Consider the following 17,838-nt stretch of genomic DNA (forward strand, 5'->3'; position numbering starts at 1 on the left):
GGATAGAAAGGAAAAGCTTGTATAAGGTAGCATATTTTTGTCAAATATAGCTAATAAAGAGATTGTATCCACAACCTTCATCATGGATTTGACGAATTTTTGTCAAACAACATATTATCATGTAAAAAGATGAAGTTGACTTGTTTGAAAAAAGACGATTACTCTGCTATCGTAGAAGACGAGTTCGCTGGTGCGAATGGAATATATAAACTACATATTTATTCGGAGGGATTTATTATGGCAGAACGCATGGTAGGTAAACAAGCACCTGACTTTACAATGGAAGCAGTACTTGCAGACAAATCATTTGGTAAAGTATCGTTAGAAGATATTAAAGCACAAGATAAATGGACAGTTCTTTTCTTCTATCCAATGGACTTCACATTTGTATGTCCAACTGAAATCACTGCAATGAGCGATCGTTATGACGAGTTCGAAGACTTAGATGCAGAAGTAATTGGTGTTTCTACAGACACAATTCACACGCACTTAGCGTGGATTAATACAGACCGCACACAAAATGGTCTTGGTGAATTAAAATACCCATTAGCTGCTGATACAAACGGCACTGAATACTATTTTTGAGACAGTATGAAAACACCTTATTATACAGCCAGTTGACGGTATTGAACCGGCGACTGGTTGTTTAATTTCGTTTTAATCCGAATATTGTTATAATAGTAAATGTATTCTTCGACAATATTTATGACACACGCATTTGTTGTGCGATAAATATCATCGAGGTAGAACGTTTCAGACTTTAGCGAGGAGTGAAACGTTTCAATTGGGGAATTATCAGCGGGCGTGCCTTTACGAGACATGCTCATGGTCATTCCTTTTTCTTTGACTGCCTTCTGATATGCATAAGATGTGTAAACAGAACCCTGGTCGCTATGCAGGATACAGCCTTCTGGTAGATCGGGTAATTGATTTAGCGTATCTAAGACAAAGTCGGTATCTTGTGTAAAACCAATTGTAAACGCAATAACCTCGCCATTAAATAGGTCTAAGATACTTGAAAGGTACATCATAGATTGTCCAAAAGGCAAGTAAGTAATATCTGTTACGAGCCTTTCTAGCGGTTTTAATGCCGTAAAATCACGTGCTAATAAGTTAGGAACAATGTGAGCTGGTTGTCCCGTACGTTTACGTTTCTTTACCTTTACACGACATTGCCAGCCGTATTTTTGCATCACACGTTGCACCGTTTTCTCACTAATGTCAGTAAGTAATTCTGTGATTTTTCGATAGCCGTATCTGAATTTGTGTAACTTGCACAAGTCGCCAATTTGTTGGTCTCGAAGATCCTTTTGAGTGAATTTATTTTCATTGACCTTCCAGCGATAATACGACGAACGAGCTACACCTAAATGACGGCAGATTTCACCAATCGGCATCCTTTCTTTTAACTCCTCTACTAGCTCTACTACAACTTTTGGGACCACTTCCTCTCCAACTCTGCGTACTTTTTTAACACTTCAATTTGTTGCTTTAAATAACGATTCTCTGCTTGTAACTTAGCGGTTTCACTTTCATATTCAGGCCCTTTGCCAAATGTATATTGTTTTCCTACTGGCTGTTCAAGACGATGTAATTCGCCGTTCTTGTACCATTTCATCCATGTTTTTAACTGAGAATGGTTACGAATATTTAGCTCCTCTAGTACTTGTTTTACAGGAATGCCTGCTAATCTCATTTCAATTGCTTTCATTTTCACTTCCACTGGGTAACTCACTCTTGTCCCCATAGAAAAACACCTCCACATTGATTTGATAAGGTACAATACCCGTTTTTCAACGAAAGGTGTTTTTATTTGTCTCATTTTTTTAGGTCAGTGCCAACTTTCAAGTATCTAAAGAGTATGGTGTTTTAATTGAAGAAGAAGGTATCGCATTACGTGGTTTATTTATCATCAATCCAGAAGGCGAACTAAAATACCAAACAGTATTTGATAACAACATCGGCCGTGATGTGGATGAAACATTACGTGTACTTCAAGCACTACAAACTGGTGGTCTTTGCCCAGCAAACTGGCGTCCAGGTCAAGCAACTCTATAATCCACTAGACTTGCCGCATTATTTTGCACAAAAAAGAGTCCCCACGACATGCTTGTGGGGGCTTTTAACTGAATTGGATGCAATGATACCAAATTATTATGATTTTGGAGGAGGATTTTCATGAAACTTCGTGAACAAATGCCTGAACTTGCAGGTGCAACGACTTGGCTAAATGGTGAAGTCACAAAGGCGGATTTAGTAGGTAGCAAACCAACATTAATCCATTTTTGGTCAGTAAGCTGTCATTTATGTAAAGAAGCAATGCCAGATGTGAATAATTTCCGTGACCAATATAAAGATGAATTAAATGTGGTAGCAGTACATATGCCGCGTTCTGAGGCAGATACTGATTTAGATGCAATTAAAGCGGTAGCTGCAGAGCATGACATTACGCAACCAATTTTTGTAGATAGCGAAATGAAGCTAACAGATGCATTTGAAAACCAATATGTACCTGCATATTTTGTCTTCGATAAAGATGGTCAGCTTCGTCATATGCAAGCAGGCGGTAGTGGCATGAAAATGCTAGAAAAGCGTGTAAATCGTGTACTAGATGAAATGCGTAGCGCAGAATAATGAGAAACGAAGTAGGCGGGGATAAAAGTCCTCGTCTTTTTTGTCTAATGTTGACGATAAAGCTGTTGTTTTGACAATACATATGATAGAGAATACGCTACAATGGTGGTATAGTCGTTTCCGGAGGGATTTTTATGATGAAAAAAGAGTTTGCGGTCATCGGGCTTGGACGTTTTGGAGGCAGTATTGTTCGTGAATTAATGAGTCAGGGCGCACAGGTAATGGCGATTGATCATTCCTCAGAGCGTGTGGATGAATTTGCGTCAATTGCTACACAGGCTATTATTGCAGATTCAACGGATGAATCAGTACTGAATTCATTAGGTATCCGAAATTTTGAGCATGTGATTGTTGCCATTGGTGAAGATATTCAAGCAAGTATTTTAACAACCATTATTTTAAAAGAAATTGGTGTGGAGCAAATTACGGTTAAGGCACAAAATGATTACCATGAAAAAGTATTGCGAAAAATTGGTGCTGATTTTGTCGTCCATCCTGAGCGTGATATGGGCATTCGTATTGCTAACAATATGTTATCGAATACGGTGCTGGATTATTTAGAGCTATCAGATGAACACTCGATTATGGAATTAAAGGCCAATGATGCAATCGCAGGCTATTCCATTATAGATTTAGATATTCGAGCAAAATATGGCATTAACATTGTAGGTATTAAGCGTGGCGCTGATATTATCGTTTCTCCACAGGCAAGCGATAAAATTTTATTGGGCGATATTATGCTAGTGATTGGTGCAGATGTTGATATAAATCGCTTTGTGAAAAAGGCGATGAATGGGTAATGCACAATGACGAAACGAAGATGGAAACTTGTTATAGTTGCGTGTATTTTGCTAATTGGCGTTTTTACGATGCAACATCGAGAAAAAAATAAGGAGGAAGCGATTTCCCTTATTTTAGATCATGCTACAGAAATTGATGCAATTGAATTATGGCAGGGGGAGCAATCCTTATTTTTAGCCACTAAAGACGATGTACATGACTTTATGGAGAAGTATCCATTAAGCTATGTAAGAGACCTTTCCAAAAAGGAAAGAACAATTTTTGAGGAGCAGCCTGCCTATCGTATTGTCTATAAAATAAAGGATAAGCCACTCTACGAGGTGGATATTTTAAAGGTTGCGATTAGCACTGAACTAGATGAAGAATTACAACAAATTATCTTTTCTGTAGGAGATGCACAATATTTAATTTATTGGGCTAAAGAGAAAAAAGCTCTTGAACAGTCCACGAATACACAGCAGTTACTTGAACAATATGGAAAGTAGTAGAGGTAGTGATACAGTATTTGAACTGTTCACTGCTTTTTTTAGTTATACTTGATTTCAGATTTTGATGATTATCATAGACATCCTAGATATTCAATAGCAATAGACAAAGGTATATAACTAGATGCAACATCTTAATTTTTTAATTTTAGTTTTAAAATAATATTGTAGAAAAAAATAAAAATTCAAAAAATAATTGACAACTAATTTTATTAATATTATTATTTATATAAATTTACTTGGTATTAAAACTTTATATTTCGTAGCAATAGCCGACTAGAATACTAGAGGCCCTTAAGTAATGCTTACTTAAGGGCTTTTTGCTGTTGTTATTTGAAGAGGGAAGCTCAATAAGAGAAGTGTTTTTGTAGGGAAATGGAAATCAAACAATTGATGATTATGTAACTACTTGAATATTGTTATTGATTTTTCATACAGATATAAAGGGAAAAATAACGAATTTGGGTAACAAGAAGTAGCCCTGCTTATCTGTTTTTTCTATATAAAAAAACTTAGTTATGAGCCAAATTACTATAAAGAAGCCAAGTATAGCTTAGAGCAAGATAAAACGAGGTGGTAAAGGCATCAGGTTAAGTGAAGAGAGGGAGACTCTCTGATATGTGAAAGGGAGGAGCAATAATGAGTAAAAATACATTAGTTATTGAAAATTTAAACAAGGTTTTTACTACGCCAAATGAACAAGTCATTGCTTTAAAAAATGTAGAGTTAACTGTTGAGCAAGGAGAGTTTCTAACTGTTATTGGTCCGAGCGGATGTGGTAAAAGTACCTTACTGAAAATTATTGCAGGGCTGGATGTTGACTATACAGGAAAAGTGGAGCTCGATAATAAGGCTATTTATGGACCCAGCTTGCAAAAGGGATTTATTTTTCAAGAGCCACGTCTATTTCCTTGGCTAACAGTTGAAAAAAATATTGCAGGCGATCGATCATTAAAAGATCCAACGATTAAGCAACAGGTGGCAGAGCTTATTAAACTTGTAAAGCTTGAGGGCTTTGAAAAGGCATATCCTCGTGAATTATCAGGAGGGATGGCACAACGTGTATCCATTGCGCGAGCATTGCTACGGAATCCAGCTATTTTATTATTAGATGAACCTTTTGGTGCCTTGGATGCATTTACACGCTCACATATGCAGGAGGTTCTGCTAAATATTTGGCAGACCAATAAAACGACCATGATTTTTGTGACGCATGATCTCGATGAAGCTGTATTTTTAGGTCAACGTGTGATTATTATGAACCCTAGGCCAGGTCATATTAAATCGATTTTACCAATTGATTTATCATTTCCACGCAAACGTTCTTCACTTGGATTTCAAGAGATGCGACGAGCTGTGTTAAATGAGTTTGAAAAAGTAGAGGAAGAAACATATACAATTGGGGCTGGTATCTAACTAATAGCTAGCTCTAAGAAAAAGGAGAACGAACGATGAGAAAATTTTTAAGTATTATATTATTGCTTACACTTATTCTTACTATTGTAGCAGGCTGTGCACAGGATAAAGCTCCAAATGCAGCGACAGAGGATACTTCAGATAAAAAATCCTCTAAAGATTTAGTTGTAAGGATTGGTGTTCAAGGGAGTGGTGGGTTATTTGGGAAAGCACGAGAAGATCAACTATTTGAGAAAGCATTTGAACAGTATGGGGCAAAAGTGGAGTGGGTTGAGTTTCAAAGTGGACCACCGATGACCGAGGCGATCGCTGCTGATAAATTGGATTTTGCGGGCTTAGGCAATATGCCAGTGATTACAGCACAAGCTGCTAATATTCCATTTACAATTATTTCGCAAGCGTTAGCAGGAAATAAAAATGTTGGGATTGTGGTGGATGCTGGAAGTAAAATTCAATCATTAGAGGATTTAAAGGGCAAAAAAGTAGCGGTAGGTAAAGGCACAAATGCTTATGATTTCCTTTTACGTGCATTAGCAAAGGAAAATATAAAGGTAGAGGATATTGAGCTTATCAATTTAAATCCTGATGAAGGTCAAGCTGCATTTGATTCTAAGGGTGTCGACGCATGGGCAGTATGGGAACCCTATTTAACGATTAATACACTATCACAAAAAGGACGGATTATTGCAGATGGTGAACTACTAGGATTATTATCACCTTCCTATAATATAGTGCGTACAAAATTTGCAGAAGAACATGAAGATCTCGTTGTAACGTATTTAAAAACGTTAAATAGTTTGTTGGAATGGGAACTGGCAAATGAAAAAGAAGCGGTAGAGCGTTATGCAACAGAGCGTAATTTACCAGTCGCTTTAATGGAAGCAACACGACAGCGGGCATTGCCAATTAACATTCCAGTAACAGAGGCTATTATACAGGAGCATCAAAAAACGGCAGATTTCCAATATGAGATTGGCACAATTCGTCAGAAAATTGATGTGCAAAAAGTATTTGATAATCAGTATATTGAAAAAGCATTGCAATAAAAACATGAGGTAGGAGGGGATTGTATGGTATCTCTGACAAATAAGGAAGTGCAAACAAGGGCAAACAAGCAGTCCATTCGCTCTCGCCGTGAGTATTGGAGAAAGCTAGCATTAGGTTCATTATTACCTGTGTTATTAGTGATTGTTTGGGAGGTGGCAGGGCGCAATGGGCTATTAAACCCTCTGCTCTTGCCAACACCATCTATTATTGTGACTGAATTTCTCTATTTATGGCAGCATGGACAGTTGCTTAAGCATTTAGAAGTTTCCGTCTGGCGGGCTTTAGCAGGGTTTTTACTTGGTGGCGGGCTTGGTTTATTATTTGGTGTATTAGTTGGCTTTTCTTATAAAACACAGCAACTGCTCGACCCGACTTTTCAAATGTTACGAATGCTGCCACATTTAGCCGTAGCCCCACTGTTTATTTTATGGTTCGGCTTTGATGAAACATCCAAATTATTATTGATTGCTAAAGGTTCATTTTTTCCTCTTTATGTAAATGCATTTTTAGGGATACGTTCACTAGATGCGAAGCTTTTTGAGGTAGCAAAGGTTTTACAGTTTAAAAAGTGGAATTTATTAACGAAATTAATTATTCCATCTGCATTACCACATATCTTTTTAGGGATTCGCTTATCGCTTGGTATTGCGTGGGTTGGTTTAGTGGTTGCTGAAATGATGGGCTCCACTGAGGGAATCGGTTTTTTAATTAATGATGCAAGGTCAATGTCCATTGTTGCGACAGTGTTTGCAGGTATTATTATTTTTGCAATATTAGGAAAATTGACAGATGCCCTCGTCTTATCGATTGAACGAAAAACTTTACGCTGGCACAACAATTTTACAGGACGGTGATCAAATGACCCTTACAACTAAAAATATACCGCAGACACAAGCAAAGAAGAAGTTAGATTTGTCTGTGATGTTATCTCCATGGATTGTGCCATTGGCAATAGTGGGGCTTTGGCAAATGATCAGTAGCCTAAAGCTAGTAGCGCCACATATTTTGCCAGCTCCAACAAAAATAGCAGCTACATTTTGGCTACTGCTTGCAAATGGTGAATTATTGAACCATTTAGTAGTGAGTGGTGAGCGTGTACTAGTAGGTTTTTTGTTAGGGGCTTCTGTAGGACTCGTGCTTGGTATTGTAACGGGCTTTAGTAAACTAATGCAAGAAATCGTTGATCCGTCCCTTCAAATGCTTAGAACGGTACCTTTATTAGCATTAATTCCATTGTTTATTTTATGGTTTGGTGTTGGTGAATTTGGTAAAGTGCTGATGATTGCACTAGGCGCATTTTTTCCCATCTATGTAAATGTGTTTTTAGGTATACGGTTAGTGAATATACAATTATATGAGGTAACGGGCTTATTACAATATTCATTTAAAAAACGTTTAACCACACTAATTATGCCATCTGCTATGCCAAATATTTTGCTTGGTATTCGATTAGCATTAGGTGCGTCATGGCTTGTGTTAGTTGTGAGCGAGATGATGGGTACAAGTGCAGGGCTAGGTTATATGATTCAAGATGCTCGGGCTTATTCGCAGACAGATATTGTTTTTGTAGGGTTAGTGATGTTTGCCTTATTAGGTAAATTATCAGATTCATTGGTCTATACGATTGAACGGAAAGTTTTAAAATGGCAGGATACTTTTAAGGGATAAGAGGGATAAAATATGAAAAAACGACAAGACAAGCTTCGATTAGGCGCATTTATCTATTATAGTGGTCATCATAGTGCTAGCTGGCGTCATCCGTCAGCCAATGGTAAAGATATTTTTTCCGTAGATTATTATATTAAAGCTGCTCAAATAGCTGAGCGAGGTAAATTCGATATGATGTTTCTGGCAGATTATCTTTATCTTTCAGGTGTGGAAACGACCACTGCGGGCATGCTTGATCCTGTAACATTACTGTCTGCTATTGCTACACATACCTCTAAATTAGGTTTAACGGCTACGGGCTCTACAACGTATAATGAACCATTCCATCTAGCACGTCGCTATGCTACACTCGATCATATTAGCAAAGGTCGTGCGGCTTGGAATATTGTAACCTCTCAGCATGATATTGAGGCACAAAATTTTGGACGTCAGCAACATCCAGAGCACAGTTTACGTTATCAAATGGCAGAAGAATATGTAGATGTAACACGGGAGCTTTGGGATAGTTGGCGTGATGATGCTCTTGTAAATGATAAGGAAAATGGAATTTTTACACAACCAGGTGCGGTACGTGAAATTCATTACAATGGGCAATGGTATAGCTCAAGGGGGCCATTAAATGTCCCTAGACCACCACAAGGCTACCCTGTATTAGTAGTAGCTGGCGCTTCTCAGGCTGGTATTAACTTTGCTGCAAAAACAGGAGAAGTTGTCTTTACGGCACAGCAGTCATTAGAAGGAGCTAAAGCCTTCTACCAAGCTGTTCATGAACAAGTGAAAAAGGAAGGGCGTCATAAAGATAGCATTAAAATTATGCCAGGGATTTCCCCAGTTCTTGCACCTACTGAGGAGGAGGCATGGGTAAAGTATGAGGAATTAAATTCACTAGTTTCTGAGGAAGATGCAGTGGCAGTTGTTTCTCATTTTTTAAATTATGATTTATCAACTTATCCTGCACATGGACCATTACCAGAGTTGCCAGACTTAGCTGGCGCGTCCAACGCAATGAAAAGCCGCATTCAGCTCTTTATCGATACAGCGCGTGCTGAAAATTTAACGATTGTGGAATTAGGCAGAAAAATGCATGGGGCACGTGGGCATCTGGAGTTTGTTGGTACACCAGAACAATTTGTGGATTTAGTGGAACAATGGTTTCATGAATATGCTTGTGATGGCTTTAATATTATGCCACCTATATTGCCAGCAGATTTAGAAACTTTTGTGGAGCTAGCAATTCCAGTGCTACAGGAGCGTGGGCTATTCCGTAAAGAATATGAAGGTACGACACTGCGCGAGCATTTAGGCTTAGAACGTCCAGCACCAGCTCACTTTAAAAAAAGTGGAGTAGTTTAACTTTTGATAGTTGGGAGGTGGATGCCACTATTGAAAGAAACATTAAGGGAAGGTATACGTCCGATTTAATTCTAATTGGACGTAAGCCTAATCTTCTAGTATAGATAAGGCTTTCACCTATGTTTGATAATCCTCATCCGTTATCGCATACATTTTCACATTTTGATAATGCCCCTTCACCAGCATACTTTTTCTTAAGAGCCCTTCAAATCGCATCCCTGATTTTTCCATTACCTTTTGAGAGCCGATGTTTTCTTCAAAGCATCGTGCTTGAATACGTACTAAGCCTAATTCCTGAAAGCCAAAGTCAATAAGCCTTTTTGCTGCTTCTGTTGTAATGCCCTTATTCCAGTAATCTTCAGAAAGCACATAGCCAATTTCTGCATAGTTATGGGTGTTATTAATAGTAACGAAATCAATAGTCCCAATTAGTTGTCCTGCATATTCAATACCCCATAACAAATGGTTGCCGTGATGATACCTATCTACAATTAGTTCAATAAAGGCCTTTGTGTCCTCTAAGCTTTGATGTGCCTGCCACGTTACATAGCGTGCTACATTTTCACAAGAAGTATAAGTATACATGGCCTCTAAATCCTGTAAGGTGATAGGTCTTAATAGTAATCTCTTCGTATTTAAAATAGGCACATAATCATTCATTCAACTTCCTCCTTTAATAATATACTATATAAAAAAGTCGACCCTTTTATTAAATAGGTCGACTTTTATTACATTTATCTCGCATCGTCATCAGAGATAGGATAAAGAAACATTCCTATGATGAAGTTTTATTTTATCGATAACGTTTAGCTGTGGCTGAAGAATTCTTTGTTTTGGACTTATTCCGTTCGTCTTTAACTTTTTCATTTAATTCTTCTACAGGTATTGAATCGACTGTTTTCATATCCTCATGCTTGTCAAAAATGCTTTCTTTACCTGTATCCAATACATCAGGGTTATTCGTATAACGAGTCTTTGATTGTTTTTTATCAGTCATCTACTATCACCTCTTATTTAATAGATATTCACCATTTTCCTAGAGTTTAAACATTCTAGCATAAGAGGTAGTGAGGACTAATTGTTGATGGATTTGCCAGCGTTGATAAGTGCCTTGCTACCGAGTAAGAAGAATCCTTGGATGAAAAGCAATACTCCTGTTCCTATCAGTAACCATTCGATGGCAATAATATCAGCAATTGGACCAAAAATTAGCATTCCTAAGGGCATCATAGAGGTAGAAATCATGCTAAGAATACCGAATACTCTTCCTAAATAATCGCTCTCTATTTTTTCTTGCAATAGTACCGTAGCAGGTGTGTTAAAGATAGGCATTGCTAAACCTGTGATACCCATAACCACAAGATAAATCCAAAAATTAGGGATGATTCCAAGGGCTAGTGTGCATAGCCCAAATAATAAAGCGGATAATGTCATCGTATGCACTTTATTTTTAAAACCGCCCCATGAAGCAATTCCAATGCCGCCGATTAGCATGCCGACTGCAAAAGCCATTTCGATGGCTGTTAAACGCCATACATCATTGCCAAAGCTACGGGTCACTTGCAATGGTGTTAAAAAGGCTGCAGGTGCTGCGAGCAACATAAAAAAGGCAAAGAATAGAAACATCTGCTTTAAAAAAGCGTGTTCCTTAATGTAAATAATGCCTTGCTTCATATCGCTGAAATAGCTTGTTGTTTGAGCCTGTGCTGCTTTTGCATGGACAGGAATATGCAAAAACAGTAAAAAAATTGTAATGGCAATAGCTGCTGTTACCACATCAATAAAGAAAATAGATTCAATTGAAGCCATCGACAACAATGCACCGCTTGCCATTGGCGCAAGAATCATAATAAAGGCTTGAATACTACCGTTTGCACCATTGACTTTCATTAAATGCTCCTCTGGTACAAATTGTGGTAAGATCGCTCCGACAGCGGGTGTTTGAATACCTGCACCAACGGCACGAATGGCTGATATTGCAAATAGTAGCCATAAGGCATCATAGCCGATTAAAAACAGAATCGCTAAAATAAGTGTGGAGAAGGCGATCATGCCATCAGCCAAAATAATTAGCCATTTGCGATTATAACGATCTGCCCATACACCAGCAATTGGAGCTAAAAAGAAGGTAGGGACAAAGCCGCAAATAATAGCAACGGTCATCATAATGCCTGATTGTGTTGTTAATGTAATATGCCACGTAATGGCATATTGTACAAGTGCAGAGCCAAAGAGCGAAATCGTTTGACTGCTTAAAAAAAGAATTGTATTACGTTTCCAATGTTCCAATATTGTCATTCCTTTCTAACAGTTATGCCTGTGTGGAAAGTTGGAAGACAACAAAAAAGAGGGGAATCGAAGTCCCCTCTTTTTCTGTATTCCTAAAACAGACAGACTAATCCCGTTTTCTTTGCACAGCAGGCAAAGAGTGTACATATTTAATTAGTAAGGTGAAATCGTAGTCTGATTGAAGCTGTCATCAGGAATACCTCCGTTCTCTATAATGTGTGTTGATTGTAGCATAAAGTTTGATAAGCCGTAAAGATTCAACAGTGACTAAAAACCAATTTGCTAAAATTGGATAGAAAAGTAGTTACGAAGCAAGAAAGTTTTTATAGTTTTAATTTCGGGCTTATTTTGATAATTATTTCATATTTGAATAAGAGAGTATTTTGATAGGCTAGCAAGTATCTATCATTTATCGTATACTAAAATAGAAAAATGGTAGATGGAGGAAATATGAGAAAGAACAATAGCAAATGGAAACTTGTCACTTTAGTCGCGATGATTTTTGTATTATGCTTATCGGCAATCCCTGCCAAGACAGTGATGGCAAGCACGACACAGCCAAAAAGGGAAATGCGCGCTGTCTGGATTTCAACGGTTCAGAATATTGATATGAAAGCAGGCATGACTCAGGAGCAATACATAGCTTGGGCACGCAAAACATTGGATCAATTAAAGGCCAGCAAATTGAATACTGTAATTTATCAAGTAAGACCAATAAATGATGCACTGTATGCGTCTGAGCTAGCACCATGGTCGTCCTACATAACAGGGAAAAAGCAAGGCACAAATCCCGGTTACGATCCTCTTGAAATTATGGTAGAGGAGGCACATAAACGAGGCATGGAGCTACATGCATGGATGAATCCATATCGTGTCACAATGCCTAACCAAAAACTAACAGACCTTGCTGCCAATAATGTGGCAAGAACGAATCCAAACTGGGTTATCAAATATGGCAAGCAATATTATTTAAACCCTGGTTTACCAGAAGTGCAAAACTATTTAGTCGATACAGTAAGAGAGCTAGTAGCTAATTATGATATTGATGCAGTCCATATGGATGATTATTTTTATCCATATAAAATTGCCAATGAAGCCTTTCCAGATCAAGCAGCCTATAAAAAATATGGTACTTCCTTTAAAAAAGTAGATGATTGGCGACGAGATAATGTCAATCAGCTCGTAGAAAATCTCTACACAGCTATTAAAGACACTAAGCCGTATGTGCAATTTGGGATTTCACCATTCGGCGTATGGCGCAATAAATCGCTAGATCCAACAGGAAGTGATACGCGAGCAGGTGTCAATAATTACGATGATTTATATGCAGATGTTAGAACATGGATTCAAAATGGCAAGGTTGATTACATTACACCTCAAATTTATTGGTCAAGAACATTAGCTGTTGCCAAATACGGTACGTTACTTGATTGGTGGAGCCATGAAGTACAAACCTATGCACAGACACATCCTGTTCAGTTGTATATTGGGCTTGCTGATTACAAGGTAGGCGTTGATAGTGACGCAGCATGGAAAAATAAAATGGAGCTACCTGAACAAATCATAGCAAATCGCTCAGAAAAGACAGCAGCTAGCGGGCAGATGCATTTCTCCTTAAGAAGTATGCAAAACAACAAATTAGGCTATGCAACAATTATTAATCAGCAGCTATATAACTATACGGCGCTGACACCAGATACATCTTGGAACGATGCTACAGCACCTGACAAGCCGACTTTTGTGCAAGTGACAAAAGAAAAGGCTGGTCGCACGATTGAAATTATAGACGACAATAAAACACAGCCACGTAAGTATGTGATTTATCGTTTTACAGGGAACAAAGAAGGTTCTTATACTGACCCTCGAAATATCGTAGATGTTGTTTATAATACGGATGGCATCACTACATTTGTGGATAAGACAGCTCTTGCTCAGCGCAGCTATATATATGGCATTTCGGCTGTATCTGCTACAGGCGTAGAAAGCAAGGAAATTTTTGTGGTACAAGCAGACAAGTAAAACAGTAATCAAAATGGATATAGGAATGGCTGGAAGCTTTGTATACCTACTGTATAGTGCTAATAAAGCTATTGAATGTTGATTATAAGCGAAGAGCCTTACTACGCTTTATACGTAGCAAGGCTCTTTAAAGTTGTTTCAAATTACATTGTTTATGTAATATTTAAAAATGAATAACCAAGCTGTTTACTTCTTATTCAACTAACGCCCTCATTAGTTGTAGGGTGGTTTTTCACAAATATATAAAGTTTTAAATACTCCATTTGGTAAAAGGTAATAAATGAACGATCGTTAAATCTTTATAATCACTACAGTTTATCAATTACTTTTGTTAGCTTTTGTAGTGCGGATAAAAAATTTGTTAATTCTTCAGGTGATAAACTCGCATAATATTTTTCAGAAACTTGCTGCATAAATTTTTCCATTTCTTTTTTATACAGCCATCCTTTTTCGCCTAATTCAACTGAAAATGTACGCTTATCTTCTGAATGTTGCTTTCTATAAATATAGCCTTCCATTTCAAGCTTTACTAACTGCTGGCTGATAGCACTTTTGGTAATATTCATTTTTTCTGCTAACTCTGTGGGAGTGGAGGAGGGATGCCGAATAATTAAAGTTAATAACGTATATTGCTGATTATTTAATTGGAAATTCGTATAAGTTCTTTCTTTTGTTTCAAGCAACAGCCATAGTTCTTCCAGTGTTTGATTAATTTTCTCAGGTAGGTTTTCATTTTCCATCCTTTTGTTTACCACCTTTTCTTCTCCAATTTTTTGGGTTTAGCTTACTTTTATATTTAGTCACGACTTCTTTCCCAACAAAAGCTACACCTATCAAAAAAAAGATTTCTCCCACTACTATACATGTTGTAATAACAGTTGCCTTGATGTGAATTGGAAAAGGGGTAAATGGTACGATAGCAGCGAAACCCCATAGGACAGGATAAAGGATTAGAAGCCCTATTCCAAGTTTAAAAAGGAATGGTTTCTTTTGCTTATCTCCATTAGAAATGATATCTTTTTTCAATTTTAATCCTCCTGATTTAGTTAAGTTAACTAAATTATATACCATAACTTATTTGAGTACAAGGCTTTGAAATGCATTTACTAAAATCAAGTTATTATATAAAAACTTGCCCGATAAACCATTTCCTAATTGAGCTAACCTGCTCTATTAGTGAAAGAAGAATTTTTAAACAACTATATTCTTTTTTTAACGACGCTATTGTAAATTAAATAACTTTAGGATCTTTGCACATCCGCCATTCCTGTATTTTTTATAAAATATGATGATCAAATAAAACTTTTAGAAAGTAAGTAGAATGTCAGTGAACTGGATATTAGATGATTCGCTGGCATTTTTATATTCTTTCATGGAGATGGAAAATATAAGGAAGAGCATATTTTGAAGAAAATGAGGGTTAACAAAAATATAAGGGAGAAGAAGGAATCTAGCCTGTATGGTCGCTGATTGTTGGGAGAAGTGAGATAGAAAAGCGACAGCTTCATATCGTGTCAACTGAAAAGCCTGTCGCTATTCAGACATTCGGATGGACAATATCAGTCGCAACAACCGTGTATGTGGAGGTAGTAACGGTTATCTTACATTTTTTGAGGTGATAGATCTAAAAAGTTTTAGCAGCTTGATAAATTTCATCCAGCTCATCTTTTGTAAACTTACTATCAGCAATGATTTTATCAATAAAAGTTTGAGGCAGACCTTCTCGAATAGCTGCAATTAATGTTTTCCGTTGAGCTTGTTTGAAGCCTTCTTCATGCCCCGCTTGAACCATTTTATTAATTTCAGCTTGAATATAATCCATTTTGTTCAGCTCCTCCAAAATTTTAAGTTGGTACTCCTCACTTAGATACTTTTTTGGTAAAGTGAAAATAGTGCCAGATAACATCAAACGGGTAACGACATCTTTTAGCGGACGAATATCTTTTACTGCTTGGAGCGCATCCACTTCGATCTTTTCAGTTGAATCGTTAAACAGGGCGTGATAGGCAATGGTCATGATTTCCTCGCTTGTAAGATCAATAGAAGGTTCGTTATGAATCTTAGCGATGATTTGGTCATAACGATGGTTTTGCTCCATCTCACTCAAAAAGATGGGCGTGAATGTGTAGTGCATACTGCTGATATTTAACTTATGTTTTACTGTATTTCGCTGAATATGTGGTGCGTAAATTACAACACTTTCAATCAAAACATCAATACGAAAATCATATTTATACTTAGTATATATGCCAAGTACATATTTCGCAAATCGTTCTAAGTCTTTCTGATTCGTCGTTGTTTGGTATTCAATATGTAACAGACTGTCATCTTCTAACAGATAAAGAATATCTGCCTTATCATCTGCTGTTGAAACATCAGGTAAATCTGTGGATAACACATCTTTTACTTTTGCTGTTGGAAAGGAAAAGATAGCGAGCGGTGATTGACCTGCCATTTGTTCAGCTAAAAGTCGCTGTGTAATATCGACGCTGTTGCGATGTATTTTTACTTTTTCTTGTTTCAAGTCGTCCCCTCATTTCTGTGTAGTTGTAGAGAATCCATTTCTGCCTATTTAGACTATCTTATTTTCTCATATTTTTATGCAATTCTATCAACGTATTTATAATTAAAAAACAGCCATTCAAGCAATAAAGGAGAGTATAAAATATTTTGTGTAAATAGAAAATTCCATAGAAAAAGGAAGACCCTTTCTTGGTAGAATTAAGTCACCACAACCAATCCTAGAAAAGAGGTCTTCCCTATGAATCAGTTTACAACAGAAATTGTCGATGCACTAGTCAAAAAACAAGATATTACCGAGGTTTTTCGTTCGCACTTGGAAATGGCGATCAACTCGCTACTGGCGACAGAGCTGACGGAATTTTTGGATTACGAAAAATACGATCGTATCGGGTTCAACTCAGGCAATTCTCGCAATGGGTCTTATTCGCGTACACTTCACACGGAGTACGGCGATTTAACGCTTCAAATCCCGCGGGATCGCAACGGTGAGTTTAAACAACAGACAGTGGTACCATATAAGCGCTCGAACGATACGCTGGAAGAAACGGTCATTCACTTGTTCAAAAAAGGCATTACGATGGCGGAAATTGCGCAATTAATTGAGAAAATGTATGGGCATCACTATACGCCGCAAACGATTTCGAATATGACAAAGGCTGTTTCAGAAACGGTAGAAGCCTTTAATAACCGTCCTTTGCACAATCGTTACGTATGCGTGTATTTAGACGCGACGTATATTGCCGTGCGTCGTGATACGGTGTCAAAAGAGGCCGTCTATATTGCAGTTGGTATTCGTGAAGACGGCTCTAAAGAAGTGCTTGGCTATACGATTGCCCCAACAGAATCGGCCTACAACTGGCAGGAGCTACTACAAGAGCTCAAAGACCGTGGTGTAGAAGACGTACTTTTATTCGTATCAGACGGCTTAAAAGGCATGGCAGACGCTGTGTTTAATGTGTTTCCAAAGGCAAAATATCAGGTGTGCCTTGTCCATGTGGCACGCAATATCATGCATAAAGTCCGAGTAGAAGATCGCAAGGAAGTGTGCGAGGATTTTAAAACGATTCACCAGGCAAAGAACGCTGAAGCAGCGAAAAAAGCGCTCGAGACGTTCTGCGAAAAATGGGGCAAATCGTATAAAAAAGTCGCACAAGGCTTACTCGAAAACCCGTATTTACTGACGTTTTACGGCTTTCCCAAGGCGATTTGGCGAAGCATCTACTCGACGAATTTAATCGAGTCGTTCAATAAGCAAATCAAAAAATATACAAAGCGCAAGGAACAGTTCCCGAACGAAGAATCGTTGGAGCGCTTTTTAGTGACGCAGTTCGAAGACTATAATCAACGTTTCGCCACACGCTGCCACATCGGCTTCAATCAGGCCCGTGCAAAGCTAGAAGAAATGTTTGAGCAGCTGCACGAACCGGCAAACTAGACCGGGACGCGCCAGCGCGAAATTTGAGTGTGTAGGAAAGGGCTAGCCCTTTCCTACACACTCAAATCAACACTTCGAACAAGTACAATTGAATACACAGGTGATGAGTTCCCTTGAACGGGTGAATCGTCATTTACACAAAAATATTGACAGTACCTAAAAAAGCGA

The 17,838-nt window shown here is 37.8% G+C and carries 17 protein-coding genes and 2 pseudogenes; 12 read left to right on the forward strand and 7 right to left on the reverse strand.

What is annotated here, in order from left to right; translation table 11 throughout:
- Positions 1-237: 237 nt before the first annotated feature.
- A pseudogene (locus ADM90_RS03860) lies at positions 238-564 on the forward strand (redoxin domain-containing protein); the annotation flags it as partial.
- A 41-nt stretch (positions 565-605) separates the two neighbouring features.
- Here the strand turns inward: ADM90_RS03860 and ADM90_RS03865 are convergent.
- Positions 606-1,747, reverse strand: a protein-coding gene (locus ADM90_RS03865) for an IS3 family transposase (protein ID WP_152927953.1) whose coding sequence is annotated in 2 segments (ribosomal slippage) — positions 606-1,474 and positions 1,474-1,747 — 1,143 coding nt in all. Because the reading frame shifts where the segments join, the coding sequence is not laid out codon by codon here.
- 92 nt (positions 1,748-1,839) lie between these two features.
- On the opposite strand from ADM90_RS03865, the pseudogene ADM90_RS23620 reads away from it, so the two are divergent.
- The 9 genes and pseudogenes from ADM90_RS23620 to ADM90_RS03915 all read left to right on the forward strand — a co-directional run.
- Positions 1,840-2,058 (forward strand): annotated as a pseudogene (locus ADM90_RS23620) (thioredoxin domain-containing protein); the annotation flags it as partial.
- A gap of 120 nt (positions 2,059-2,178) precedes the next feature.
- Entirely contained in the window at positions 2,179-2,634 is a 456-nt protein-coding gene (locus ADM90_RS03880) for a TlpA family protein disulfide reductase (RefSeq protein ID WP_053993743.1), read from the forward strand.
- A 137-nt stretch (positions 2,635-2,771) separates the two neighbouring features.
- Complete coding sequence (locus tag ADM90_RS03885; protein ID WP_053994880.1) at positions 2,772-3,434, forward strand: potassium channel family protein; 663 nt, start codon at positions 2,772-2,774, stop codon at positions 3,432-3,434.
- A 6-nt stretch (positions 3,435-3,440) separates the two neighbouring features.
- Positions 3,441-3,920 carry a hypothetical protein gene (locus ADM90_RS03890; protein WP_053993744.1) on the forward strand — a complete coding sequence of 160 codons (480 nt, stop codon included), beginning with the start codon at positions 3,441-3,443 and terminating at the stop codon, positions 3,918-3,920.
- A gap of 639 nt (positions 3,921-4,559) precedes the next feature.
- Positions 4,560-5,336: an ABC transporter ATP-binding protein gene (locus ADM90_RS03895; RefSeq protein ID WP_053993745.1), complete on the forward strand. Its 777-nt coding sequence runs from the start codon at positions 4,560-4,562 to the stop codon at positions 5,334-5,336.
- 35 nt (positions 5,337-5,371) lie between these two features.
- A complete protein-coding gene (locus ADM90_RS03900; protein ID WP_053993746.1) occupies positions 5,372-6,382 on the forward strand; it encodes an aliphatic sulfonate ABC transporter substrate-binding protein in 1,011 nt (336 codons plus the stop codon).
- A gap of 24 nt (positions 6,383-6,406) precedes the next feature.
- A complete protein-coding gene (locus tag ADM90_RS03905) occupies positions 6,407-7,237 on the forward strand; it encodes an ABC transporter permease (RefSeq protein WP_053993747.1) in 831 nt (276 codons plus the stop codon).
- Between the two features lie 4 nt (positions 7,238-7,241).
- Entirely contained in the window at positions 7,242-8,051 is an 810-nt protein-coding gene (locus ADM90_RS03910; protein WP_053993748.1) for an ABC transporter permease, read from the forward strand.
- Between the two features lie 12 nt (positions 8,052-8,063).
- Complete coding sequence (locus ADM90_RS03915) at positions 8,064-9,404, forward strand: LLM class flavin-dependent oxidoreductase (RefSeq protein ID WP_053993749.1); 1,341 nt, start codon at positions 8,064-8,066, stop codon at positions 9,402-9,404.
- 117 nt (positions 9,405-9,521) lie between these two features.
- Here the strand turns inward: ADM90_RS03915 and ADM90_RS03920 are convergent, their stop codons facing one another.
- The 3 genes from ADM90_RS03920 to ADM90_RS03930 all read right to left on the reverse strand — a co-directional run bounded on the left by ADM90_RS03920 (position 9,522) and on the right by ADM90_RS03930 (position 11,702).
- Positions 9,522-10,064 (reverse strand): GNAT family N-acetyltransferase, encoded by a 543-nt coding sequence (locus ADM90_RS03920; RefSeq protein ID WP_053993750.1) that lies wholly within the window; start codon positions 10,062-10,064, stop codon positions 9,522-9,524.
- 133 nt (positions 10,065-10,197) lie between these two features.
- Positions 10,198-10,401, reverse strand: a complete 204-nt coding sequence (locus ADM90_RS03925) for a hypothetical protein (protein ID WP_053993751.1) — start codon at positions 10,399-10,401, stop codon at positions 10,198-10,200.
- Between the two features lie 77 nt (positions 10,402-10,478).
- Positions 10,479-11,702, reverse strand: a complete 1,224-nt coding sequence (locus ADM90_RS03930; protein WP_200908511.1) for an MFS transporter — start codon at positions 11,700-11,702, stop codon at positions 10,479-10,481.
- 441 nt (positions 11,703-12,143) lie between these two features.
- On the opposite strand from ADM90_RS03930, the gene ADM90_RS03935 reads away from it, so the two are divergent.
- Positions 12,144-13,712: a glycoside hydrolase family 10 protein gene (locus tag ADM90_RS03935; RefSeq protein WP_053993753.1), complete on the forward strand. Its 1,569-nt coding sequence runs from the start codon at positions 12,144-12,146 to the stop codon at positions 13,710-13,712.
- Positions 13,713-14,020: 308 nt separating this feature from the next.
- On the opposite strand, the gene ADM90_RS03940 is transcribed toward ADM90_RS03935, so the two are convergent.
- The 3 genes from ADM90_RS03940 to ADM90_RS03950 all read right to left on the reverse strand — a co-directional run bounded on the left by ADM90_RS03940 (position 14,021) and on the right by ADM90_RS03950 (position 16,236).
- The gene (locus ADM90_RS03940) at positions 14,021-14,452 is read right to left on the reverse strand and encodes a MarR family winged helix-turn-helix transcriptional regulator (RefSeq protein WP_053993754.1); all 432 of its coding nucleotides are present in this window, start codon (positions 14,450-14,452) and stop codon (positions 14,021-14,023) included.
- On the reverse strand, positions 14,442-14,738 hold the full coding sequence (locus tag ADM90_RS03945) for a transporter suffix domain-containing protein (protein WP_053993755.1): 297 nt from the start codon (positions 14,736-14,738) through the stop codon (positions 14,442-14,444). Before ADM90_RS03945 ends, ADM90_RS03940 begins: the two co-directional genes overlap by 11 nt.
- A gap of 598 nt (positions 14,739-15,336) precedes the next feature.
- Positions 15,337-16,236, reverse strand: a complete 900-nt coding sequence (locus ADM90_RS03950; protein ID WP_053993756.1) for a hypothetical protein — start codon at positions 16,234-16,236, stop codon at positions 15,337-15,339.
- A 237-nt stretch (positions 16,237-16,473) separates the two neighbouring features.
- Here ADM90_RS03950 and ADM90_RS03955 point away from each other — a divergent pair, with 237 nt between their 5' ends.
- Entirely contained in the window at positions 16,474-17,670 is a 1,197-nt protein-coding gene (locus tag ADM90_RS03955; RefSeq protein ID WP_053993757.1) for an IS256 family transposase, read from the forward strand.
- Positions 17,671-17,838: the final 168 nt, after the last annotated feature.

The sequence above is a fragment of the Lysinibacillus macroides genome (assembly GCF_001281525.1).
In the GTDB taxonomy this organism is placed as follows: domain Bacteria; phylum Bacillota; class Bacilli; order Bacillales_A; family Planococcaceae; genus Lysinibacillus; species Lysinibacillus macroides.